General features: G+C 25.2%; 27 protein-coding genes and 1 pseudogene. 22 read left to right on the forward strand and 6 right to left on the reverse strand.

The features are described from left to right. The first annotated feature begins 42 nt into the window (after positions 1 to 42). The 14 genes from AAHM98_RS01230 (at position 43) to AAHM98_RS01295 (ending at position 12196) form a co-directional block, all read left to right on the forward strand. Positions 43 to 465 (forward strand): hypothetical protein, encoded by a 423-nt coding sequence (locus tag AAHM98_RS01230; protein ID WP_342276695.1) that lies wholly within the window; start codon positions 43 to 45, stop codon positions 463 to 465. A gap of 4 nt (positions 466 to 469) precedes the next feature. Next, the gene (locus tag AAHM98_RS01235) at positions 470 to 763 is read left to right on the forward strand and encodes a hypothetical protein (protein ID WP_342276696.1); all 294 of its coding nucleotides are present in this window, start codon (positions 470 to 472) and stop codon (positions 761 to 763) included. Between the two features lie 2 nt (positions 764 to 765). Further along, positions 766 to 1002 (forward strand): hypothetical protein, encoded by a 237-nt coding sequence (locus AAHM98_RS01240; RefSeq protein ID WP_342276697.1) that lies wholly within the window; start codon positions 766 to 768, stop codon positions 1000 to 1002. A 13-nt stretch (positions 1003 to 1015) separates the two neighbouring features. Further along, positions 1016 to 1828, forward strand: coding sequence for a hypothetical protein (locus tag AAHM98_RS01245; RefSeq protein WP_342276698.1), 813 nt, complete (start codon positions 1016 to 1018; stop codon positions 1826 to 1828). An 18-nt stretch (positions 1829 to 1846) separates the two neighbouring features. Next, on the forward strand, positions 1847 to 2059 hold the full coding sequence (locus AAHM98_RS01250; RefSeq protein WP_342275838.1) for a hypothetical protein: 213 nt from the start codon (positions 1847 to 1849) through the stop codon (positions 2057 to 2059). A gap of 2 nt (positions 2060 to 2061) precedes the next feature. Beyond that, a complete protein-coding gene (locus AAHM98_RS01255; protein ID WP_342275837.1) occupies positions 2062 to 2319 on the forward strand; it encodes a hypothetical protein in 258 nt (85 codons plus the stop codon). After that, the gene (locus AAHM98_RS01260; protein ID WP_342275836.1) at positions 2319 to 2702 is read left to right on the forward strand and encodes a hypothetical protein; all 384 of its coding nucleotides are present in this window, start codon (positions 2319 to 2321) and stop codon (positions 2700 to 2702) included. The genes AAHM98_RS01255 and AAHM98_RS01260 overlap by 1 nt, the downstream gene beginning before the upstream one ends. A 15-nt stretch (positions 2703 to 2717) precedes the next feature. Then, complete coding sequence (locus AAHM98_RS01265; protein ID WP_342276699.1) at positions 2718 to 3905, forward strand: hypothetical protein; 1188 nt, start codon at positions 2718 to 2720, stop codon at positions 3903 to 3905. A 14-nt stretch (positions 3906 to 3919) separates the two neighbouring features. Beyond that, positions 3920 to 5617, forward strand: a complete 1698-nt coding sequence (locus AAHM98_RS01270) for a hypothetical protein (RefSeq protein ID WP_342276700.1) — start codon at positions 3920 to 3922, stop codon at positions 5615 to 5617. 1 nt (position 5618) lies between these two features. Then, positions 5619 to 7823 (forward strand): hypothetical protein, encoded by a 2205-nt coding sequence (locus tag AAHM98_RS01275; RefSeq protein ID WP_342276701.1) that lies wholly within the window; start codon positions 5619 to 5621, stop codon positions 7821 to 7823. Positions 7824 to 8019: 196 nt separating this feature from the next. Next, positions 8020 to 8556 (forward strand): IS1595 family transposase, encoded by a 537-nt coding sequence (locus AAHM98_RS01280; RefSeq protein WP_342275883.1) that lies wholly within the window; start codon positions 8020 to 8022, stop codon positions 8554 to 8556. 120 nt (positions 8557 to 8676) lie between these two features. Then, the gene (locus AAHM98_RS01285) at positions 8677 to 8856 is read left to right on the forward strand and encodes a hypothetical protein (RefSeq protein ID WP_342276702.1); all 180 of its coding nucleotides are present in this window, start codon (positions 8677 to 8679) and stop codon (positions 8854 to 8856) included. 141 nt (positions 8857 to 8997) lie between these two features. Continuing rightward, the gene (locus tag AAHM98_RS01290; RefSeq protein ID WP_342276703.1) at positions 8998 to 10206 is read left to right on the forward strand and encodes a hypothetical protein; all 1209 of its coding nucleotides are present in this window, start codon (positions 8998 to 9000) and stop codon (positions 10204 to 10206) included. Further along, positions 10181 to 12196: a hypothetical protein gene (locus AAHM98_RS01295; RefSeq protein WP_342276704.1), complete on the forward strand. Its 2016-nt coding sequence runs from the start codon at positions 10181 to 10183 to the stop codon at positions 12194 to 12196. The genes AAHM98_RS01290 and AAHM98_RS01295 overlap by 26 nt, the downstream gene beginning before the upstream one ends. Here AAHM98_RS01295 and AAHM98_RS01300 read toward each other — a convergent pair. The 3 genes from AAHM98_RS01300 to AAHM98_RS01310 all read right to left on the reverse strand — a co-directional run bounded on the left by AAHM98_RS01300 (position 12185) and on the right by AAHM98_RS01310 (position 14348). Then, the gene (locus AAHM98_RS01300) at positions 12185 to 12394 is read right to left on the reverse strand and encodes a hypothetical protein (RefSeq protein ID WP_342276705.1); all 210 of its coding nucleotides are present in this window, start codon (positions 12392 to 12394) and stop codon (positions 12185 to 12187) included. The genes AAHM98_RS01295 and AAHM98_RS01300 overlap by 12 nt on opposite strands. Positions 12395 to 12637: 243 nt before the next feature. Continuing rightward, positions 12638 to 13459, reverse strand: a complete 822-nt coding sequence (locus AAHM98_RS01305) for a hypothetical protein (RefSeq protein ID WP_342276706.1) — start codon at positions 13457 to 13459, stop codon at positions 12638 to 12640. A 76-nt stretch (positions 13460 to 13535) separates the two neighbouring features. Beyond that, positions 13536 to 14348: a hypothetical protein gene (locus tag AAHM98_RS01310; protein WP_342276707.1), complete on the reverse strand. Its 813-nt coding sequence runs from the start codon at positions 14346 to 14348 to the stop codon at positions 13536 to 13538. A gap of 76 nt (positions 14349 to 14424) precedes the next feature. Between AAHM98_RS01310 and AAHM98_RS01315 the strand changes: the two genes are divergently transcribed. Then, positions 14425 to 15528: an Mbov_0401 family ICE element transposase-like protein gene (locus AAHM98_RS01315; protein WP_342276708.1), complete on the forward strand. Its 1104-nt coding sequence runs from the start codon at positions 14425 to 14427 to the stop codon at positions 15526 to 15528. Between the two features lie 170 nt (positions 15529 to 15698). Here the strand turns inward: AAHM98_RS01315 and AAHM98_RS01320 are convergent, their stop codons facing one another. Next, positions 15699 to 16076, reverse strand: a complete 378-nt coding sequence (locus AAHM98_RS01320) for a hypothetical protein (RefSeq protein ID WP_342276709.1) — start codon at positions 16074 to 16076, stop codon at positions 15699 to 15701. A gap of 458 nt (positions 16077 to 16534) precedes the next feature. On the opposite strand from AAHM98_RS01320, the gene AAHM98_RS01325 reads away from it, so the two are divergent. From AAHM98_RS01325 to AAHM98_RS01345, 5 genes are all read left to right on the forward strand, one after another. Further along, positions 16535 to 16870, forward strand: a complete 336-nt coding sequence (locus AAHM98_RS01325) for a hypothetical protein (RefSeq protein ID WP_342276710.1) — start codon at positions 16535 to 16537, stop codon at positions 16868 to 16870. Next, positions 16858 to 18201, forward strand: coding sequence for a hypothetical protein (locus AAHM98_RS01330; RefSeq protein WP_342276711.1), 1344 nt, complete (start codon positions 16858 to 16860; stop codon positions 18199 to 18201). Before AAHM98_RS01325 ends, AAHM98_RS01330 begins: the two co-directional genes overlap by 13 nt. A 139-nt stretch (positions 18202 to 18340) precedes the next feature. Beyond that, entirely contained in the window at positions 18341 to 18745 is a 405-nt protein-coding gene (gene hpf / locus AAHM98_RS01335; RefSeq protein ID WP_342276712.1) for a ribosome hibernation-promoting factor, HPF/YfiA family, read from the forward strand. 315 nt (positions 18746 to 19060) lie between these two features. Continuing rightward, positions 19061 to 19426, forward strand: coding sequence for a hypothetical protein (locus tag AAHM98_RS01340; RefSeq protein ID WP_342276713.1), 366 nt, complete (start codon positions 19061 to 19063; stop codon positions 19424 to 19426). 253 nt (positions 19427 to 19679) lie between these two features. Next, positions 19680 to 19910 (forward strand): hypothetical protein, encoded by a 231-nt coding sequence (locus tag AAHM98_RS01345; RefSeq protein ID WP_342276714.1) that lies wholly within the window; start codon positions 19680 to 19682, stop codon positions 19908 to 19910. A gap of 52 nt (positions 19911 to 19962) precedes the next feature. Here AAHM98_RS01345 and AAHM98_RS08990 read toward each other — a convergent pair. After that, positions 19963 to 20819: pseudogene (locus AAHM98_RS08990) on the reverse strand (SPFH domain-containing protein). Between the two features lie 18 nt (positions 20820 to 20837). Beyond that, a complete protein-coding gene (locus tag AAHM98_RS01360) occupies positions 20838 to 21287 on the reverse strand; it encodes an NfeD family protein (protein WP_342276717.1) in 450 nt (149 codons plus the stop codon). A 671-nt stretch (positions 21288 to 21958) separates the two neighbouring features. Here AAHM98_RS01360 and AAHM98_RS01365 point away from each other — a divergent pair. Further along, positions 21959 to 22252, forward strand: a complete 294-nt coding sequence (locus AAHM98_RS01365) for a hypothetical protein (protein WP_342276718.1) — start codon at positions 21959 to 21961, stop codon at positions 22250 to 22252. A gap of 22 nt (positions 22253 to 22274) precedes the next feature. Then, the gene (locus AAHM98_RS01370) at positions 22275 to 23930 is read left to right on the forward strand and encodes a DAK2 domain-containing protein (RefSeq protein WP_342276719.1); all 1656 of its coding nucleotides are present in this window, start codon (positions 22275 to 22277) and stop codon (positions 23928 to 23930) included. Positions 23931 to 23981: the final 51 nt, after the last annotated feature.

The raw sequence follows: 23981 nt of genomic DNA on the forward strand, positions 1-23981 counted from the left end.
CCCAAGTATAAACAATTCTGGTTTTACATTATGAGAAAAAACATGAAATATGAACTAATTATTGGTATTGACCCCGCGGGTATTGGTACAAGTGGAATTGTTATATATTCAAATGAAACTAATAATATTATTTTTAATGAAACATTTAAAACAAAAACTGTTCTAGAAAGTAAAAATCTATTTAAAGAATACTTTTTAATAATTAAACAACATTTTAAAAATGAAAAAATCTTAGTTATTGTAGAAAATTTCTTTTTAACTTCAAAACAACTATTAACTAATCCATTAGCAACTCCAAAAGTTATTGGTGCTTTAATGGTACTAGTACAAGATGTTATAAATTGAGATTATCAAGAAAGTGAACCAAAAAATAAAAGTAAAATAGAAAATTATCAAGGAAATATCATTTTAACAAAACATGAACAATATGCTTATAAGCATATTCAATATTATTTAAGGAACTAAAAAAATGAAAGATAAAGCGAATTACATTAAATTAACAGTAAAACTTAGTAACAGTATAGAAGCAAAATATCATGAGAAAGGTAATAAAGATTTATATTATACTGTTCGTGGTCAATGAAATGGATTAAACTATATTACCTTAATTTTTAATAATCCAAAACTTTATAAACGATGTATTTTATTAAACAAAAATGATGAAATTATGGTAACTGGACAAATCTTTAATACTTTAAATATTCCAAAAAATCGTGCATTTTGTTCCATTAATGTTAAATGATTTAAAAAATGAAAGGAATAAATATGATTATACTACCTACTTTATTTGGAAATAAAGATGAAATTGAAATATTATCACCATCTCCGCAGGCACTTCATACACATAATGATATTAGAGCAATTATTCTAATGAAATATCCTAATGTTAAATCAAAACATATAGTTATTTCTGACCCTGAAGATAATGAAGCTTTAATAGTTGGCGATAATGAAGTCTATAAAGGATGAGTTAAAGTTTGAATTAAAAAACAAGGAAATTAAAAAGGAGAAAAATATGTCAAATACAGAAACACCACAAACAAATAACTATACATTATTAAAATTAATAAGAACAGGTATAAGTCCAATTTTAGCAATGATTGGAACCAGTGCTTATTATGGTCAATTAATAGGTAATCCAATATTAGGTTCAATTAATAGTTTATTATTTGGTAAAAAATTAGGTTTAGATATATGAAATTTAAATCAAAGACCAACTACTAGAAATAAAGTTATTAATAGTTCTAAAAAAATATTATTAGGTTTAGGAACAATTGGATTAGCAAATTATACTAAGTTTTTTAATACTACTATTAATCCAAATCCTAGTCCATTACCAATTACGACAACTCCAATTCCAACTACTACCACAGAAACACCACCATGACCATTAATGGTGAATGAAAATAACAATCTTAATAATTTAATAGATTGAGATACTTATATTTCATTAAATGCTTATGGTATTTCAAACCTTATTAGTGGAATTACTGAATTAATACCTAATCGTTTTGAGAGTATAAGAAAGATTTGAAATATGGCAACTGGTGGTTGTTTAATTTCAACTGGTGTAGCAATGGGTATTAATAATGATTTTAATAATGCTTATGCTATTCCTACAATAATAGCGGGTGCTAGTGAAATTATACATAATTTATTACCTATGGAAATTACACATCATAATACTGAAATGCAAGAAACTTCATTTACAAATGAAATAGCAAATCTTATTAATGATAATGCAAGTATTAATAGTTATGGTAGTGATATGAGTGAAGTTAATATTAATGCACAATTAACTTTTGATGAAAATTATTATCATTTATAAAAGGAAGGGAAATATAAAATGAAAGAATTTATACATGAATTAATTATTATTGGAACATCTGTAGGAACATTAATTTGTAGAGAAATTATTGTAATTTTAAAAAAATATATTACAACTCCAAAACATATACGTTCTTATAATAAAATGACAAAACAAGAAAATAAGTTAAATAAGCAACAAATAAAATTAGAAAAACTTATGGAAAAAGGAAAAAGTAAGGAGGTGAAATAACTATGGAAAATAATAAAATTGGAATGACTACTAACATGAAACAAATTTATTTGTTAATGTATAAAACTAATCAAAGTGATGATATGAAATATAAATCATTTGAAACATTAGAATTAGCAACATTATTTCATTTAAGATTTAAAGAAGTAGTTGCTAAAATTGGCTATTCTAATCGTGAAATTATTCATTATCAAATTTTGGCAATTCCATTTAATTTAGATGAAAGTAAAATATTAAATGTAAGTAAGGAAGTGTCATAATGTTAGAAAATGAAACTACTATAGTAAATCAAAACTTAGCTGAAAATAATGTTGAACAAGAACAACAAGAAAATGAAATTAATCAAAAAATTAGTGAAGCAGAAAATAAATTAAATAAAATTAATCAAGAAATTAAAGAACAACAAATGGTTAATATTTTTAATAAATATCAAATTAAACAAGAATTTCATGATTATTTAAAGTTTAAAACAAAAGATACTAAAAGTGAAGAAATAGAAAATACTATAAAACAATTAATTAAAGAACAGCCAGTGTTAAGAACACCACTGAATACTGGTGGTAATCAACAAACAATTATTAATAACCAAATACCAACAAAAATTAATCCATTATTGGATTATAAAAAGAAAAATTATTTATAGAAAAGGAAAATTAAAATGGCAGTAAATATTCAAACAAACTTAAATAATACAGAAAAATTAGTAGAAGCTCCTGAATTTATTGAATTTTTTAAACAATCAAATAGTCCATGAGCAAGTTTTTTTCCTATTGAAATGGTTAATTCTACTAAAATTGAATTCATTATTAAATTACCAAAAGACCCTAAAATTAAAGTACTTGAATGAAATGATAAAAGTACAAGACTTGATATTAGTTATGCTCAAACTGATAAAATTGACAAAATTATTGAAAAATTATACGTTGCAGGTGAAACTATTGCAGCTGTTGATTTATTAGCAGAAAATGGTCAAAATTTATTAGATACTATGCAATATGAAGTTGCAAATGATTTAACAGATAAATTAGCAAGTGATGACACTAATGTAATTTCACAATTTGCTACTAAGGTATTAATTAATGATACAACTCCAATTGGTTATTTAAAAGCAATGTTATCGGCATGAAATACTTTATTTCAATTAAGAAATGGTGCTAATTCTCGTTTCTTTATTACTAATAATCTTTATGATAGTTTAGTTTATTTAGCAGATAATAAAGGAATAATTACTGATAATCAATTAGCACAACAATTAAGATTAAACGGTAATGATTTATATGTAAAAGGAGTATTATGTCAAATTGTACTTGATGATTATATGACATTTACTAATGATAAAAATGAAAATGAAATTATGTCATTTATTTTAGCAACACCAAAAGCAATGAAAAGATATATGTTAGAAAATACAGTTGTTTATGTGCAAGAGATTACTGACGGTAAAGTTGGTAGAGCATATAAAGTTGGTGGTGAAGTATTGGGTCAATCAATTCCTTATATGTCAAAAAAAGAAACAACATCTCGTTGAATGATGTGTGGTGTAATTAAAAGTGAAGTAAAAACTGACTTAAAATCTAAAATTACAAATTTAACATTAGATACTACGGCAAGAACAGATAAAAATAATAGAGATTTAGACACAAATATTTTATATACAAAAGTAATTAATGGTTTAAATCCAAGTTTAGAAACTCCTACAATTAAATATTTTAGTGATGACCAAGGTAAAAATATTATAAGTAATAATAAACAAAAAACTGGTGATTTATATGTAATTATTAGAACAAATATAAATGACCCAAATTATAAAGGTTCAACAAATCCTATTAAAATTAATCTTAAATAAGGAAAATTAATACTATGCCAATTGGTACTACTAGCACTGCTATAATTTTAAACATAAATAAACCAAAACATACTAGAATAAGTAAACAACAAGAAAATAAAAGTTTATGATGAGAAATTTTAGAAATGATTGGTGTACAAGTAATAGCAGTTGCACTTGCTCCTTTTACTGGTAGTTTAAGTGAAGAACTAGCACTTGGATTAGGTGCAAGTGACTTGCTTGCTAGTATTAGCGCAACAAGTATTGAATTTGCAACTGATTTTACTATAAATCAAGTTTATGATTATTTAAAAGGAAATGTAACAAAATTAAATACTTTTTTTAATATATTACCAGCGTTTGCCGGACTTAATAAAATTACTCGTGGTATTCGTACTACTAAATTTATTAAACTAGCACAAAAAACTAAAACATTAGAAAAAATTGGCATTAAAGAAGCAAAAAATTTACAAGATGTTATTAATCAAGTAACAGGTAAAGAAATTTTAACAGATAAAATTATTGGTAAACAACGATATTTATTTAACTATTCAGTTGCACCTAATCGTGAAACAATATTGCAAAACTTAGGTTATGTTGCAGAAAGACAATTTCATAATAATTTTAAAAAATTAGAAGAACAAGAGTTAAAAGATTACTTATTGTTACAAAATACATTAATAAAGTTAAGTCCACAATTAATTCCTAAATTTAAAATTAAAGATATTGAAAAAGCAAATAATTTTTTAAAAAAATATAATACTGATTTAAAAGAAGTATTAAAAATGAACCAACATGATTGATTAAATTTAGTTTATACAATACATGCAGAAAATAGATATGGAAAAACTTTAATTTTAGATTTACAAAAAATTCGTGCTAATGCTATTAAGTTCAATTTTAAAAATAGTGTTATTCATAAACTTGTTTTAAAAACAAATCAAACTTTTAAATACTTTGACATTAGATTTTATTTAAGAACAGGATTAAATAAATTTTGAAAAGATACACCTTATTTTGAAAAATTACGTGAAAAGATATATAAATTACAAGAAAAATTTGAACAATTAGAAGAAAAAGCAATCGAAAAAATTAATAAATTAAAAGAAAAAGCAAGTGATTTATTTACTAGTACTGAGAAAAAAGCAATTAAACATGCACAATTAATTCCATTAAATTCACCAGTATTTATGGGATGTAAAATTCAACCATTATCACTAGATAAATGTGCTATTACTATTTATCATCGTAATCCTAAATATAAACCATTTGTTGTTATTGATACTATTATTAAAGCAGAAACTTTCGTTACACAAGTACATCCTTTTCATTGATATCGTTGAAATAGTGGTTGATATATTGGTTATGGAGTTAATACTAATAAATGATTAAAAACAATTGCATTTGCTCCACCAGTTGTTCAACAGATTATAAGAGATGCTTTTAAGGTACATCGCGAAATATTAAGAATAGTAAGAACTTATCATAAAGTTATTAATGTTATTAATAATCCGATGGAAAATGTTACTAAATCTTTTAAAAGTGTTAGTTTAAAATTTGGAGTTTATACGTTGTTTGGTACTGGTTTATTACATCATTTAGAAAAATTTGCTTATAGTCAAGTGGTTGAAAAAGGTAAGAAAAAATTACAAAAAGAAATTATACATATAGCACATAGAAAAACTAAAAAACGTACTAAACATTATAAAAAAGCATTTTTTAAGGAATGATAACATGATAAAAGAACTTTGAACTGGTATTAGTTTAGAAAATTATAATAAGTGATATCCATTAACTGGAACAATTGATGACACTCCACAACAATATGTAAATACATGACCAAACGCTAATGAATGATTTACTACATTTGCTATTCGCGCACAAAATGATATTAATGCTTATATTAATTTTATTTTATATAAATTTCCTTTTGATAGTTTTAAAGATAAATTACTTCAAGAAACATTAAGAGATATGGTTTATGTAATGGTGGAACATTGAGTATTTAATCGTACTCCAATTGAATTTAATGTTGATGCTAATATTCAATTTAATAATGGTACACAATTTAGTGCTAGTAGTATTCCAACAATTAATGTGTGAGATTTAGCACCAAGTAGAATGAAAATTCTATCTCAATTAACGCAATTAAAAGAAATACTAATGAATTATGATGAACAAGAAATTGCTGTTGATAAAATTGATTTAGAAACATTTTATACAAGAAATCAAGTAGATGAATTAATTGATAATGAAAAAGAACAAAGAATTAGTGGTGATAAAGATAATCATGATTTTACATTAACTAAACAAATAAAATTATATGATGATGTTATAAGCAAAAATGAACATGAAGTATTTCGTGGGGCAGTTACTAAACTTGTAAATAAAAGTTATGTAGCAACTGAATATGACCCCGAAACTGAAACAATGGTTTTAAATTGACCAAGTGAAATTGGTACATTACCACCCGAAGCATTACAAAATAATCCACAAGAGAATGATTTTACCCATGCTGCAACTGCTGATTTTTCTGCTAAACAACAAAAACGTATTACTAGTAATGAAAATAATATTAAGTTAGCAAATAAAGAAATTGAAAGTATTAAAAATAATTGATTTAATATTGAAACAAGTCCTTTATGAACGAAAACAAATAACCATAATATTAATCAAGATAAATGATATGTTGTTTCTTGATACTTTTCTTATATTAATAATGGAAACTATAATAATAGAATTAATAAACTAACAAAAACCTTAATTTATCCTCCAATACAATCTAGCAAACCACAAGAATTTATTATAATTGATAAATTAATTATCAACGAAAATATTATAGTATCATTATTTTACAATTATTTAGGATTTAAGTTTTTTATAGATGTTGATGATAAGTCTGGTGCAACTAATCATCAATATACATCTGTTATTATTGAAGTTTATGAATATCAAGGTTTTGGCACTCCAACTGAATTTATAGCAGAAACTAATAATGATGATAACTATTATACTAAACAAGAAACTAATGAACTATTAGATAAAAAACAAAATATTAATGACGAAAATTTAGAAACTACTAATAAAACAATTAGTGGTGGTATTAATGAAAATAAATCTAATATAGATAAAAAACAAGATAAATTAACTTTAATTAAAGAAGATACTACTTATAAAGTTTTACAATATAATGAATTAGGAAATGGACAATTTACCGGAGAATTAGATATTCCACCTACTAAATTTGTTAAAAAATTTATTGATGAAAAAATTAATAAATTAAATTTTATTACATGAAAATCAGTTGGTACTATTAGTAATGAAAATGAAAATATTGAATATAATTTTAAATTAAATACTTTATATAGAGTTGCTTATTCATGAGCATATCTTAAAAGTAATGGAAGTAGTAAATATTTAATTTTTATGTGAAGAGGCGCACCTGCTATATTAGATAGTACATTTCAAGCAGAAAATAATCAAAAGGTAGTAACTAATTATGTTGATTTAGGTGTTACATCAGCAATGATTTATTTAAAAAAATATAATTACCAAACTGGTTTTTTGCTTTCATTAGAAGAAGCAGAAAATACAAATACTAAAAATTATAGTGAACAAATATTACCAATAACTCCACCAATACCACCAACACCTTGTCCATGTCCAAAATGAAAAGAAGTAGCCCTTAGTACAGATGGTTTTACTATAAAATATGATTTAAAAGAAAATACAAAATATCGTATTTATTATAATTGTTCTAAAATACCAGTTACGATTTTAGAGAGTGGAGTTTATAAAGTTATTGAATTATTCAACGGACTTCTCCCCACATGTACTTGTGGAGGAAAAAATGAATTGAAATGAATTCAACAGAATATTTCAAACTGAAAAACAATGTCTTGCATATATAGCAAGTTTGAAACAAAGCAAATGTATTAGGTGTTCTAGTTTTAATTTGAATACTTCTGATTTAAAAAGAATGAGATGTTTGAAATGTCATCAAACATTTAGTATTCTCACGGGCACTATATTTTCAAAGTCCCAAACGTCTTTAATATCTTGGTTTTATCTCATCTTTAGATGAATAAACACCAAACATGGAATTCCATCAACTGATGTTGCAAAAGAATTGGGAGTGACCTTGAAAACAGCTTGAAGAATGGGTCATAAAATCCGAAGTGCCATTGCTAAACAAAAACCTCAATTCATTGTTGAAGGGATAGTGCAAATAGATGAAATGTATCTTTCACATATGGGTTTTAAAAAACAAGGAAGATCCTTGTTAAACAAAACCTTGATTGTTGGCATTTATCAAAAAACAACCAATAATTTAATTGTGAAAGTATTGAAAAACGCAAACAGTAAAAATCTTTTGCAGTTTGCAAGAAACCACATGTCTTCAAAGTGTGATGTACATACTGATTTGTGAAAAGGATATCGCGATTTGAAATCGGTTTTCACTAAGCATGAAACAGTTAACCATCAAAATGGCTATGTTTCAAAAACTGGTGTAAATACCAACCAAATTGAATCAGTATGAAAACATATACGAAGAACATTTAAAACACATATCAAAGTTGCAAAACATCATGTTCATTTATATGCAAAAGAATCAGCATATAAATTCAATAACATACCTAGTTTTGAAACTGTAATGCTATGTTTGATTTAAAACTGTGGGGAGAAGTCCGTAGATAGGCTTTTCTCAGCATTTATGTGATAAAATTTAATAGTACATAAAGGGAGAAAAGCCTTATTCAATATTAAAAAAATAGATAAAAACGAAGCTTCTATGAAAGATATCATTATTGAAACAATTATTAGTATAGGTATGATGAAAAATATTACTTTAAGATATTATTGGGGTATGTCATCAAGTGTAAGCATGTTAAGAATTTCAGATAATTTATTACCTTCAACAACAAGACCGGACTTTGGTACACTTTGAAAATTAGAAGAATTACAAGAATAATATTATGTTTTTTAAAATTATAAAAATTATTTTAGGTTTAATTGGAATAGTATTATCATCAGCAACAGCAGGTCTAGTTATATTTATTATTGTAAAAATCATATTAAAAATTAATCAAATATTTTAGAAAGGTAAATCATTATGAAAATATTTAAAAGAAAAGAAAAACTAACTGAAAATGATAATATAAAGTTATTTATTTTAAGTAAAGAAAAAACAATACATGCTTCCATACTAGATTTTTTTGGATTTAATAGTTTTAATCATGAAACTCATTTTACTGATTTTGTAGCAGAAAATAATGCTAATTTATATAATGCACCATTAGAAATTAATAATGACAAAATTAAACAATATTTAATTAATCAAGAATACTATCGTAAAAATTGAAATTCTATTTTTAAATTAAGTAAATTGGGAATTAGTGGATATTTAATTTATATTGCTAATGATAATCTATATTTTCAATTAGTAGATATACAACAAAGAAATTATGATATTACTGGTAAATTAATTCAATGTACTATTTTTTATGAGAATTATCAAAAAAATTCTCAAACAGTAAGATTATTTGAAATTTATACTCTTAATAATGAACAAGTAACAATTAATCGTGAAATTTATAGTATTAGTGATAATAAAAAACAATTTATATTAGATTTTAAAACATATAATAACAACCCTAACTTAGAACAAGAACAAGTATTAAACATTAATTATATATCAATAGCAATTATGCGTAATCGTGCTAATGAAGAACCTGATTGTAATAAAGTAATGGATAAAATTAAAGCATTAGATATTTTCTTTGAACAAATCATTTTAGATGTCATTTTAAACTCACCTAAATTTGTTTTTAATAATATTTATGGTAATAATCAACAATTAATTGATGATGCTATAAAAAAATTAATTGCTAAAAACTATTTATTTACTGATAAAAGTCCTAATGATGCTCCTAATGGTTTAGTAACTATTATTCAAGGTAATTTTAAAGGTAAAACATTAAGTGATGTTTATGATTGATTAATTAATGAAATATCTAAGCGTTGTGGTTTACATATACCAAGTCAAAAGAAGTCAGCACAACAATCAGTTCCTGAAAGTACAGCAGTAAATATTTCAACAGTTAATTATATTGAACAAAAACTATGACAATTTAATATTGATACTCTTAAATTTATTCAATTATTAGTACGTATTGATAAAGATTTATTAGATAGTAAAACATTTGAAATTAATGATGAACAAGCAATTGAAAATTTAACAATTAAATTAAATTTATTTAATCCAGTAAATAACCAATTAGTAGGAGAAAATGACAATGGACAACAACAAACCACAAACTAAGTTTCCACAAAAGCAAACTAAAATTAATCAAGCAAATGATTATCAAATAGATAATATTCCTGATGATTTTTCAAACCTTATGGGTAATACTAGTGACCCTGATATTAATAGAATATACGATAAATTTAAAAAACGAACAATCTATATTTATGAAATTGAACGTTTATTTAAAGATAGTACAAACAATACTTTAAAATTCTCACCTAATACTATTAAGATTGGTTTTATTGATATTGAAAAAGTATTAACTACTAATGCTGCTGAAACATCAGACTTTAATATGCAACTAAATCAAAGAGCAAGTACTAATATTAATGATAATGCCATTGAATATAGTATGACTGATATTAAAAATTTAATCTTTCAAGAAATAGATTTATTAAATCAATTTAAGTTATATGCTGTATCTATTAATGAAACTTTAACTGAAAATAATATTGATAATTTATATATTATTAATAGTTATTCACAACCTTATCAAAATCCAAAATTAAGAAGTACGAAAAGTATTACTATAATAAAAATTAAAGATTTTAAAACAAGAGATGGTTATCCAATCATTATTAAATTACAAAAACCATTAGATAAAGATACAAAAGTTATTGGTTTAAAAATTAAAGCACCTAGAAGCATGCTCTTTGGCAATATAAAGGTACTTGGTGAAGTTGATAATATGGAAGAAGTATACCCTAAGTTATTTGTTAAAGATAAGATAGCATTTCCGCTATTATCAATGCCTATTGAAACTCAACCAAAAGTTAGAATACTAGAACAATGATTTAGTGAACAAATATTACCTTGAAATTTAGCAAAACAATTTATCGGACAAGAAAAGTCAGCTTTAGATTTAATTGCTATTGGTGGTGGCAAAAAAACAAGAAAAGAAGTTATTAACAATGCAAGAGTAACTAACGTTTGATTAGGCCATGATTTCACTAATAGTCCTGGTTATTGACCATTAAATGGACAAAAAGAATTAAACGATAAAGAAATATGAACTTTTCGTATAACAGATAGTGAAAGCGAACATATTTCTACTAATGCTATATTTAGAGATGTTGAACTAGAAATAAAAGACGCACCAACTATTGATAGTTTACAACAATTATTATTAGACATGTTAAGTTATACATATAATTACAATAGGAATTTTGATGGCGCATCACTGACTAATGACCCAACAAAAATTAATAATTTGGATAAAATGCGTGCTAAATTTGAGGGACAAAAACCAAGTGATGTTATTACTAATTTGTTTAAACAGTGAAAACTAGATTATCCAAATTATATAAGTTTACCACAAGTGCAAATATTAAAACAAATAGTAATTATGTTATCAAGTAATATTTATTCTAATATGTCTATTAATAAAGGTTTAAATGATGATAATAAAATATTATTGCCATATTATTTTGAATTAAAATCAAGTCCAATACATCATGATGAAAATGATAGTTGAAAATATTTAAATGCATGGGTAATATTAAAATCCCAATATTTTGATTTTACAGATATTAATAATATTAAATTAAAAAATAATGATATTAGTCAAAATGAATTATTTAAGTTAGATGATAATCAATTTAATTGATTATCTATTACAAATGAATTAGAAAGTAATAATATACCTTCATTAATTCCTGCTGATTGAACACTAGGTAATGGTGAATATGGAAAGTATTTTACAAGAGCAATTATTGATAAAACTAAAATTGAAAATGCTTTAAATTTATATGGTTCAAGCAAATCTGGTCTATTTTCTAAATTAGAATTCTATAAAGAAATTTTAAAAATTGATAATAATAGTGAATTTGAATTACAAATTAAAAATCCGATTAATAATTTAAATCGGATTGAAATTAGTGGCATTTTTGGCGGTGGAAATTATAATTTAATTTTAATGACTGAAAAACAAGAAATACAATTAAATAATATTAATTTATTTGATAAATATAATGAAAATATTTCTTATATAAATTTAGAAATTTAAATTATTTATAAAATATCCATCAGGATATGTACCATCTCATTTGATTGCATCATCTGTAAATTTATTAATAGCAAAGTATAAGTCCATTATATCTTTACCATTATTTTTTCTTTCTCATATTGTTGAAGTACCAAAAACCATTTGTTTATTATGGTCTAAATAATATTTAACATTATTACCGAAATTATGGGTAAGCACCCCCCATGATTAATTCAATTGTTCCAGTTAAAGCACCAGTTAGTGCTAATGCTAATGTTATTTTACTTAAATTTGTTTTTATTCATGTTTTCATACTAAATGACTCCTTTTTTCTTAATTTTACTACTAAATTGTACTTAATTTTTATATTTTTTGCAAATACCATTTAAAAGTTAAATTAACGCCAAATACAAGGCGTTAATTTTTTGTGAACTTTACTATTACTATTATTGTTTTCGTTGGTTATATGGCATAAGAAAAAACACTTATTTTAGTAGAACCATTATTTTTACCCCTAATTATGTTTTTGTATGGATATAGCGCATAAAACAAAGCATCATAAGGGTCTTGGTACATAGTTTTATCAGGAATGTTAGTTTTGATTTGGTCATAGCGTAATTCTTCTAAACATTGTGTAGTTTTTGATAAATCATTTTGATTAGCATAAAAATTACCGTAACTCATAATATTACGCATTCATACACAACGGTCAGTTAATCCTGCTTCTTGATTAAGACTGGAAGCATGTTTAATTGCAACTTGACTCATAATTAAGATATTATGTTCATCTGCTAATTTTTGACTTATTCAATCAATAGCGGTTTTTGCTTTATCATCATAATAGTAAATTGCTTGGTCAAAATTTTCAAAATTATCAAGTAATCCGCAAATTTCATCAACATAAGCATTAATCTTTTCATTTTCATTGATAAAATCATTTGGAGTAACTACTAATTCACAAATAATATAAGGGTCATAATAACCACTATTATTGTATTCTTTAAAACCAGTTACCATAAGTACAGTATGGTCTTTGGAACCTGTTGCTCAATCAACACCAACACTATAAAAATCAAATTTATAAGTATCTTTTTCTTTGTTATAGAATTCTTGTAAATTATATGGTTGTCAATATTTTATTGCTTTTAGAAATGGAAAAACAGTTGCATCACTATCTAAATATTCAAATCCATAATAAACAGTATTAAATTCATCAGGATTTTTCTTTTTTAATTCTAAAATTAATTTTTGTGTTACTGGTTCTAATTTATTTCAAAACGGCAATAAAGTAAATCTTAAAATAAATAATCCAAGCCCACTAAACGCTTCCGTATCTTCATAGTAGACCTTACCAATTTTTTTAAGGGTATCTCTCTATAACTTTATCATTTAATGGCAAATAGGGTGTGCAATAGAGCAAATAAAAGGGGTGGTATTTATCATAGGGATTACAAGTAAAAGCAATAAAGTGATTTTTATAAAAATAACGAGTAATTTTTTTACCATAAGTTGGACTAAATATATTTCTATCAATAAATGTTCAACTTCAGTCTTGAATTGGTTCATTAGATACTTTAATACGATTACTACGAAACATTGATAATTTTAAACGTTCATAACGTTGCGTTAATTGTTTTTCACTTAAAGTTTCTTTTTCTTCTGCCATAATAATTTCATCTGTTCTTGAACATAAATAACTAGAACCACCAACGGCTTTACCAAAAATCTTATTACCATTAGCATAACCAATAAAATCTATTTGTTGATTATTAGGAAAGATAATACAACCACCATCCTTAGTGATTTTTCATTTAATACCATGTGGATTATTAACTCCTAAGTGAATATCATACTTATCTTCTAAATATTGACAAACATCCATTAAAGAACCAATAGTAGTTTCATTATGAGTATTTTCATAACGTCTTACTTCTTGAACAGAACTATCACTAAAATTACAGCACACAAATAAGTCAAACGCTAAACAATTTCATGTTTTTCTTGTTAAACGTGCTGTTGGTACAAAGCGATAAAAACAATTTGTTGTAAAAAATTCTGCTCATTGCTCACCAACAAACTCTTTAAAAACTTCTCAACTAAAACCATAATTATTATCACTAAAATTAAGGTCATATTTTTTATTTAATTGTGCATAACTACTAATAAGTGTCATATTTTATTCACAAACCTTTACTTATAAATTAAAATTTTAATGTATCAAACATTAAATAGAATGGAGGAGACATACAATGTCTTGAAATTATCGAGAACAATACCAAAAAATTAATCAATTAAATTTAGAATATATCAAAAAAAGATGAGAAAAACTAGACCTAAAATTATTTAAAACACGAGATAAAAGCAAATATATGGTTGTTGATTTTGAAAAAAGAAAAAGAAACACAATATATGGTGTAGTAATTTATAAACGACGTATTTACAAATATTATAACACAGAATTAAACAAATTAGTATATGTTTGTCTAGTTGATGAAAAACTAAAATTACCTAAATATAAGAGAATTGGAGAAGATATCGAACAAAATGTTATTGCATATTTTGCTGATGGAAAAAGATACAAAGATATTTGTCATACCATGTTACAAGCAAATGTTAATCGTATGACTATTTGTCGTATATTTAAGAAATATGTAATTGTCATACAAAATATTAGTAAAATTAAACTAGAACCAAACCAACCTATTTATATTAGTATTGATGATGGTCATCGAAAATTTTGAGAATACAAGCGTAAAATTAATAAATATTCCATGCGATTAGTAGTATTTTATACAGATAATATTAATCATACATTAGTTAATAAAAGAGCAAGTGTCATTATAAGACCTAATAAAACCGTGCTTGGTGCTGAGAAAACCGCTGACTTTATTTTAGAACAAGGAAAACAATTTTTTGAAAATTTTGACCCAGCACAAGTAATCATTTGTGGTGATAGTGCTGGTTGAATTAAAAAAACTGCTGAACATCTTAATGCTAAATTTATTTTAGATAAATTTCATTTAATTAAAGTATTATATCTTGGCATTATTGCCGGTAATAACGGCAAGTATTATCAAGAATATAATACTTGTAGAAATTTTATTGAAAATGGTGAATATGATAAATTACTTGATTATCTTAAAACTTTAAAACATAAAAAACTAAAGAAAAAATACTTTCTTAATAATAAAGAAGGCATTACTAACCAAGTTTGTAAAGAAAATATTGGTTGTTTTGCTGAAAGTAATGTTTGACATATTTTAAAATCAATGCTTGGTAATCGTACGTATAGTATTAAAACATATAAAAAAATGATTGTCTTTAAATGTCAAGAAATTAATTTAAAACCATAATATAATTTTTAAATTAAATCTTGAAAACTTATTAAATGTCTGTTTAGTAAGTATTTTTGTTGTGTTTTTTTAATATACTAAACTATTGAAAATAATTATAATATGTATTTTAGTTGTAATTATTTATAATTAAGAGTACTATTAAATTACAATTACATAAAAATTCTTAATTATTTCTCGTCTCAAATGATAATCAGACAATATTGAATAATTAATTCCGGATTTTTGTTACACTCCCTTGAAAAATCAACACCACTAATATCTTCAATTAATGCACCCTCTCAGTAATCACCGACTTGATATCTCTTAGTATAAAATTGATCTTGACCAGTTGTAATTTTCGTTTTAGGGTCTGTTGTTCCTTTGTTTTTTTGATAAATTTTGGTACTATTTTTCCATATAACAACAACAGGAGCATCGCCAGTAATAATTAGTTCATATTTTCCAAAGTCAGTAATTTTGCTATTAATAGGTTTATATCCAGTTTCACTCAGGCCAATCGCTCCGCTGTTAATTACAAAAGGAAAAATTTTTCATTGAGGTACCAATTTAATTTCACTTTTTATTTTTTCTGCTGATGATTTTGATAATACTTTATTTTTTTACTTTTTTTCGATAGTTTGCATCGTTTGTGTCCCCTTTTTAAAGCTTTAAATTAATAATAAATATCCCACTTTTTCCGTATTTATATTATATTATTAATTACTGTAAAAAAACTTTTTTTAACAAATAAACAAATTTTTATTTAAAAAATAGGCCAATTTGTAGTTGTAAATTAAAATTAAAACAAAAAAATAATTCAGGGTGTATAAAAGATTTGATAAACAATAATTCAGAGAAGTTTGTTTTAATTTTGTAAAAAGGTTAAGGAGTTTGGGTTACGACTAAATTGAACAAAACTTAGCAATGACCTTCTCCTAAGTTATTTAAGTTATTTTAAGTATGAAAATATTTTTTATGTTAATATTTTAGTATATAAAGTTAAAGATGATATGAGGTTTTTAACATGACAGAACAAGTGGGAATAAAAAAATATGATAATATTCCTTTTAAATCAAAATGAAAAAATATTAAGTTCCTTAATCGTTGGGGTTTAGTGGTTAGTGGTGGATTGACAACAATAACACTTTTTATAACATGAATATTTTTTATTAGTATTTATCGTAGTAATATTGATAAGTTATTGATTGAAATTAGTAATAATGGTTTTAACTTTAATTTTGTAGGTTTAACATTATCAATATGCGTGTTTATGTTAGTATTTGTGGGTATTCTTGTTCTACCTTTTATTTTTCTAAAAAATATGATGCAATTAGAATTCTGATTGCTGTGGCTTGTTTAGTAGTTAGTGGAATATTATTAATTTTTATGATTAGTTTTTGTGGCATTGCTAGTGCTGGATTTCGAGCATATATCACTAAGAATGGCGCTATTAGTATTTTATTTTTTATTATTCCTTGAGTATTTACGATTATTTTTTCTGGTAGTACTATTGGATTTTCTTGCTGATTAATAACTATTTTTTTTTCTAATAATTCAAAAAGCGTTTTCTTAAATCAACAGCATCTTATCAAAAAACAGCAATCAGAAGTTAGTCATGATTTGCATGACATTAGTGATAGTAGTACACTTATGACTATGGAAAACAATGAATTGTTACCAGAAGTAGAAAGTGAACCAATTCCATTATCTTCTATTGACCAACAAAAAATAACTAGCCCTATCCCTCCTACTAATAAACGCCCTATGCGTAAAAAGAATGATGATGAGCCAGGATATTTCCAATCATTAGAAAACATTCGTTTACAAGTACAACCAAATGCTTTACCTGCCATTTTACCATCATCAGTTAATCAAGAATCTCCAGTTGTTATTGGTGTTACGGAAATGCCAGTATTAAAATCCCAAACTGTTACAAAACAACCAACACCTGTTCAAGATAATATTTCAACATCGCAATCAGTTGTGCCTTCATCAGCAAATCCTCCTCATGTAATTAATCAATCAATTCATAAATTACCAGAACCAAAACCAATAGCAACAGATGAGACTGCTAATTTAAAAATATTTAGTAGTGATTCTACACCTAGTGTACAACAAGAGCAACCTAATGAACAGTTTGTAAAAAACGTTTATCCATTAAAAGCACCTGTTCAAGGTGTCCCACCTCCTCCTCCACTACCATCATCAGTTAATCAAGAATCTCCAGTTGTTATTGGTGTTACGGAAATGCCAGTATTAAAAGCCCAAGTTTCACAAACAATAAATCCTCAACTACCAACAAAACCAACGCTCCCATTAAAAGTATGAACAAAAGAGCAAATTAATACTGCTTGAGAACGTGGTTTAGTAACTCCAACTTATGAAGCAGAAGCATATCGTAGTGATTATGCTGGCGCTTTAATGTTTAAAGATTCATTTATTGCTAATCCTAATACTGAAGAAAATAATAATGTCCGTAGTTATAGTTGAACTATTGTTTACCAATGCCCTTTAGCTGCTGTTGGTACTGAAGAAGCAAGAAATTTATGACCATTAAATTGTATGAATGCCCTTGCTAAAGGTCAAGACTATCCTAAATGAAAAACTACTATTACATTTAATGGACGCGAAAATGTTCTTAAAGATAAAAAATGAAAAGATAAACGTAAGTTACGTAAAATAAAAACCTAAAATAATATTTTTTAACTGTTATATCTTTTTTAAGTAATGCTTTTAAAAAATGACTATTTATGCGAAAATAGTAATGCATTAATTATTTTACAAGTTTAAACTTAATCACAATATATAAATAGATGGGAGCAATAAAATTATGCAACTTATTATTCATGGCAAAAATATTAAAATAATAGATGCAATTCATAATGCGATTGAGAAAAATTTAACTCATTTAGAATCAAAATATACTAAATATATTAAAAACGATATGGTGGCAAAAGTTGATATTGAAAGACATAGTAATAATACTTTTAAAATTTCAGTTCATATTCAAATGTTAAATAAAAATTATTTACAATGTTCAGTAGAAGATTATGATTTGTATGTTGGTATTAGAAAAATATTAGTACCATTAGAACAACAATTGCATCGTTTAAAAACCAATGCTAAACATACTGGTGAAGAAAGTGTGGGTTTGATTATTGATAAAGAAACAACAGTTAAAAACACAGAAGTAATTGTTGATATTAGTGATATTCCATCTGAAGATGAATATTAAATAAAGGAGGACTGACTATTAAGCAGTCCTCCTTCTTATTATTAGGTATATAATAAACTTAATCATATATACAAAGTTTATTCTTAACTGTTTGAGGTAAACATAATAAAATTTAATATTTCTAAACTTTTTTTTGCAAGAATAATTGTGGTTATGAATAATGTTATTTATGGAGGTTAATCAAATGAGAAATTGATTAGTAGCAATGGGGTCGACTATTTTAATATAATCAGAACTAATTCTGATTTCAAATTATAAATTTTAAGGGGAAAAGTAACTATGTTTTATTTATCAATAATTTACCGTTGGTTGCTAATGAAATTTATTTTAAATAAAAAACAAATATTTAATGATGTAAATAAAATAAAGAGTCATTTAAAAATTTCAGTTTTTTATCGATGAAAAACAATAAGAAAAAGTAGTTATTTTAGTAATGAAACTAAAAGTTTTTTTAAAATTAGTTTTATTTCGTGAATGATTAATATTATAATATCTGTTATTATTAGCACATTTACTATTTTTATTGTAACTTTAAATTTTGCTTATTGAATTGGTTTGCTAGAAGGAGATTTTTTTCTTGCATGAAAAATTCAATTAATAATAATTGTTTTAAATTTAATATTCACCAATGAACCACGTAATGATGTTCATTGGTGAATATTATTTCTAGAAACTTGTTAATAATTGATATTTTAACTTTAAATATTTTAGGTATTATTAGTGTTTTTAAAAGTAAAAATATTATTGATTTATTTGATGTATATCAAATAAAATATAATCATTCTGGTATTATTACATTTTATAAAAGAATTAAATGAATGATATATTTATATTATTGTTGCTATTAATAACAGCGTTTGTCATGGGAATATTAGCAAAATCATTAAACTATTCTTTTTTGAAATATGTTTCTATTTTTTTCTGTTTTTCTTTTATGTTTAGTTTTATAGGGTGAATTTCTAGTTCATTACCAATTATTGTGATTAGTAGTTTTATGATTAAGTTCTTGTTTAAAGAAAAGGAAAAATGTTCGTTTTTAAACTTTTCATTTATGATTTGATATTTAACAATGAGCGATAATACACCAATGTTAGCAGCATTGTTTATTCATGACGCTGGTCTTCATGAAATATTTGAGTTAGAGAATCTTTATGATAAAATTTAATAAATTTAAAAAATGATAAGAGAACACGCTTATCATTTTTAATTAAATATCTTTATTTTTTTGGTTTAGGTTTAACACTAATAACATCAGTTCCAAAGTTATCATTTTTTTGTTTTGTCCCAACAGCAGTTGTTTCTTTAAATACTTCGCCAAGTGTTGCAAATGACCCTACTAAGTTTTGTAGATTAGACGGAATAATAATTTTAGTAGCATTTCCATCAGCTACTTTCTCCATAGTTTCTAAACTACGTAGTAATAGTACTTGTTGATTAGGAGTTGATTTATTTAAAATATCAATTGAAGAAGCTAATGCTTGCTGTTGAACTAGTAAAGCTTGTGCTTTTCCTTCTGCCATTAAGATACGTGATGTGCTTTATCACCTTCAGCAGTTAAGATAGCAGCGCGCTTCTCACGCTCAGCACGCATTTGTTTTTCCATTGATTCTTTTACTTCACGTGGTGGTTGAATATTTTTAACTTCCACACGTACTACTTTAATTCCTCATGAATTAGTTGCTTCATCTAAAGTAATTTGTAAACGACCATTAATTTCATCACGTGATGTTAATGTTTTATCTAATTCTAAATCACCAATTGCATTTCTTAATGTTGTAGCAGTTAAGTTTTCAATGGCCAAAATCGGGCGTTCAACACCATAAGAATATAATTTAGTATCAGTAACTTGGAAAAATAAAACAGTATCAATTTCCATAGTTACATTATCTTTAGTAATTACAGTTTGTGGTGTAAAACTAACTACCTGTTCTTTTAGTGAAATTTGCTTAGCAATTCTCTCAATTACATAGGCATTAGATTGAGGAACTACTTTGATAGCTAAACAGAGCATAGTAATCAATAAAACAATAATAATGGTAGCTAAAATAATAGCAATAATAGTACTGATTGGTAAAATTTTATGGTTATCTCCTTATATTTTTTTAATTACAAGTTTGACACCAATAATTGAAGTGACTAAAACTATTTCACCTTTTTTAAAATTGTCGTTAGTAGTGCTAAAAACGGTTCATGTTTTACCATCTAATTTGGCAATTCCTGGTACTTTATGATTGTTAGGATAATCATTCATCATTTCTGCTTGTTGGTTAATTAATCCATCAAGATTAGTTTTTAAGGTTGGTTTGCTATGTATATATTGTTGTAATAATGGATAACCAACTGCTAATGTAATAATAGTTGTTGTTAAAAAAATAATAATTTGTCAATATCAAATTACATTAAAAGCGCCAACAATTAAGCCAACAATGCTGCCTAGGGCAAATCAAATGGTAATTAGATTGGTTGTTAATAATTCAATAGTAACACATGTGATGGCAAGCAATCCTCACATCACAATTAATAAAATAGTTTCAGTGTTCATTAGTGGATACCTCTTTGTAATATAGTTTTAAAAACCTTATATATAATAATAACTTTTTGTTAATATTAAAGCAATATTTTTAAAATAAAAACATTGTTTTATTCTTGCGCCTTAAAATGAGAAGAAAAAATAACTTTCATTTTAAAAAAAAAATAATATTTAGATATTAGACATAGTGTAAAACAATTTTAAGTGTAAATTAAAATGTCTAAATTTCTAACAACCATATTCGCCATGAGTTAATTGCTGCAGTAGTATTAGTAATTTAAAGCATTTGTTACAATAGTAATATATCATTTCGCTTCACTATAATTTAAAAATTATTTTTGCTTTTTACTTTCTTTTAACTATTACTTTATTATACAATATGTGGGGGCTTCTAAAAAAAATTAAGACTCATATTAATACTAAGTTAATTAACCTAAAAGTATCTTTGAATGTCAATCAATGTAATAATTAAAGATAAAAAAATTTATCATAAACTTTAATATTTACCATGTAAAAAGTATAAGGCCATCTTAAATTTAATAGTTTTGAGATGTTAAATTATTTTATCTGTTTTTAACGAGCAAAAATTATTATTTATTGTCTTGTATTATTATATTAGGTATAATTTAAGAGACTTTAAAATTGCAAGGATTATTTTAAGTTCAACTTTAAGGGGTGAGCGTGTGGAAACAGTTACAGATGTTATGAGGATTATTGAAAAGGCATTATATGATAACATAAAATCTGTGCCAGGTGTTGCTAGTATTTATGAATCAGGTGGTATTAAGGGAATTACTGTGTCTAAGGATAACTTAGGATGAAGTATTGATATTAATATTGTTTGTTTTGCTAATAGTAATATTTGAACCATTATGAAAGTAGCACAAAGAAATTTAACGTATGTTGTAGAAAAAATAATTAAGCACCAAGATAATGTGAAATTAAATATTATTGCTTGTGATTTAATTGAAGAATAAGAAAAATATTAGGTGGATTTAAATGAAAAAAATGAATATTAAAACCTTAAAAGTCATGCTTATTAGCGGAGCTAATAATCTTTATAATCACCATTTTGAAGTTGATAAATTAAATGTTTTTCCAGTGCCAGATGGTGATACAGGAACTAATATGAATTTAACTATGATGAATGGAATTAAAGAATTAAATGGCAAAGATTATGAAACATTAAAAGAATTAGGTACTACTTTTTCTCGTGGTTTAATTATGGGTGCTCGTGGCAATTCTGGTGTTATTTTGTCGCAAATTTTTCGTGGTTTTTTTCAAGTGTTAATAGCAAAAGAAAATAAAGATAGTATGATTGATAATGAAGATTTGATTAAATCTTGAAGGAGTGCGCAAGAATATGCATATCGCGCGGTTATGAAACCAGTAGAAGGGACTATTTTAACGGTTGTCAGAGAAGGGACTAATTTTATTAGTGAGAATATTGATAAAAATAAAAATGCTCTCTTTATTTTCGAAAAGTTATTAGAAGGCATGAGTGAGTCACTAAAAAGAACTCCTGACTTATTACCAATCTTAAAAAGGGTTGGTGTTGTAGATTCAGGGGGTGCTGGATTAGTATATATTATTGAAGGTATGGTTTATGGTTTAAAGAATGGTAAACCTATTATGCCAAAGAAAAAATTAACTCAAGATGGTACTAAATTAGAAATGTCATTAAACCAAGAAGATTTTGGATATTGTACAGAAGTAATTGTTAAATTAAGTAAAACTAACAAGTCAGATTTTAATTTAAATAAAACTCGCAATGATTTAGAAACAATGGATGGTCAATCAATTGTTGTTGTAGATGATGAAGACTTACTTAAAGTTCACGTTCATACTTTGAAACCTGGTCAAATTTTAAATTACTTTCAAAAATTTGGTGAAATTTTAAAAGTAAAAATTGAAAATATGACTGAACAAGCTAAAGCCCATACGCAAACTATTAAACCAATTCGTAAATTAATTCATGATTTTGCTTTAATTGCTGCAGTTAGCGGTAAAGGTGTAGAAGTCTTTTTTAAAGAGCAATTAAATGTTGACCATATTATTGCATATTCATCACGTGTTAATCCCTCAACTGATGATTTTTTAAAAGCTATTGAAGCAGCTGATGCCAAAACTGTCTTTATTTTGCCTAATGATGGTAACTTATTCTTAACTGCTGAACAAGCTAAAAAATTGGAAAAAAAATCAAAAGTTTTTGTTTTACCAGCTAAAAACATTGCCCATGGTATGCGTGCTGCTTTAAATTTTAATCGTGAAGACAATCCTAAAGATAACTACAATAATATGTGAAGTGAAATTAAAAAAAATGTAGCATTTGGCTACATTACCGTCGCTGATCGTGATGTTGAAATTGATGGTGTAACTATTGAAAAGAACCATTATTTTGGCGCTGTTAATAATCGTAAAGATACTAAGGTAAAAATTGTTAGTTCTAATAAAGACATAATATCTACCATTCGTGGTTTATTTAGTAAATTAATTTGAACTGGTGCTGAAATCATTACTATTTTTAAAGGCAAGGATGCTTCTAAAGAACAATTAAATTATGTAATTAAGATTTTAGATGAAGATTATAATATTGAATATGAATTTGTGAGTGGTGAACAAGAAATTTATAATTTTTTATTTGTTGTTGAGTAGGATTATATGCTACAATGTTATAAGTTGAAATTATTTTAGAAAGGAATTAAA

The organism is Spiroplasma endosymbiont of Nebria brevicollis (genome assembly GCF_964030895.1).
In the GTDB taxonomy this organism is placed as follows: domain Bacteria; phylum Bacillota_I; class Bacilli_A; order Mycoplasmatales; family VBWQ01; genus Spiroplasma_E.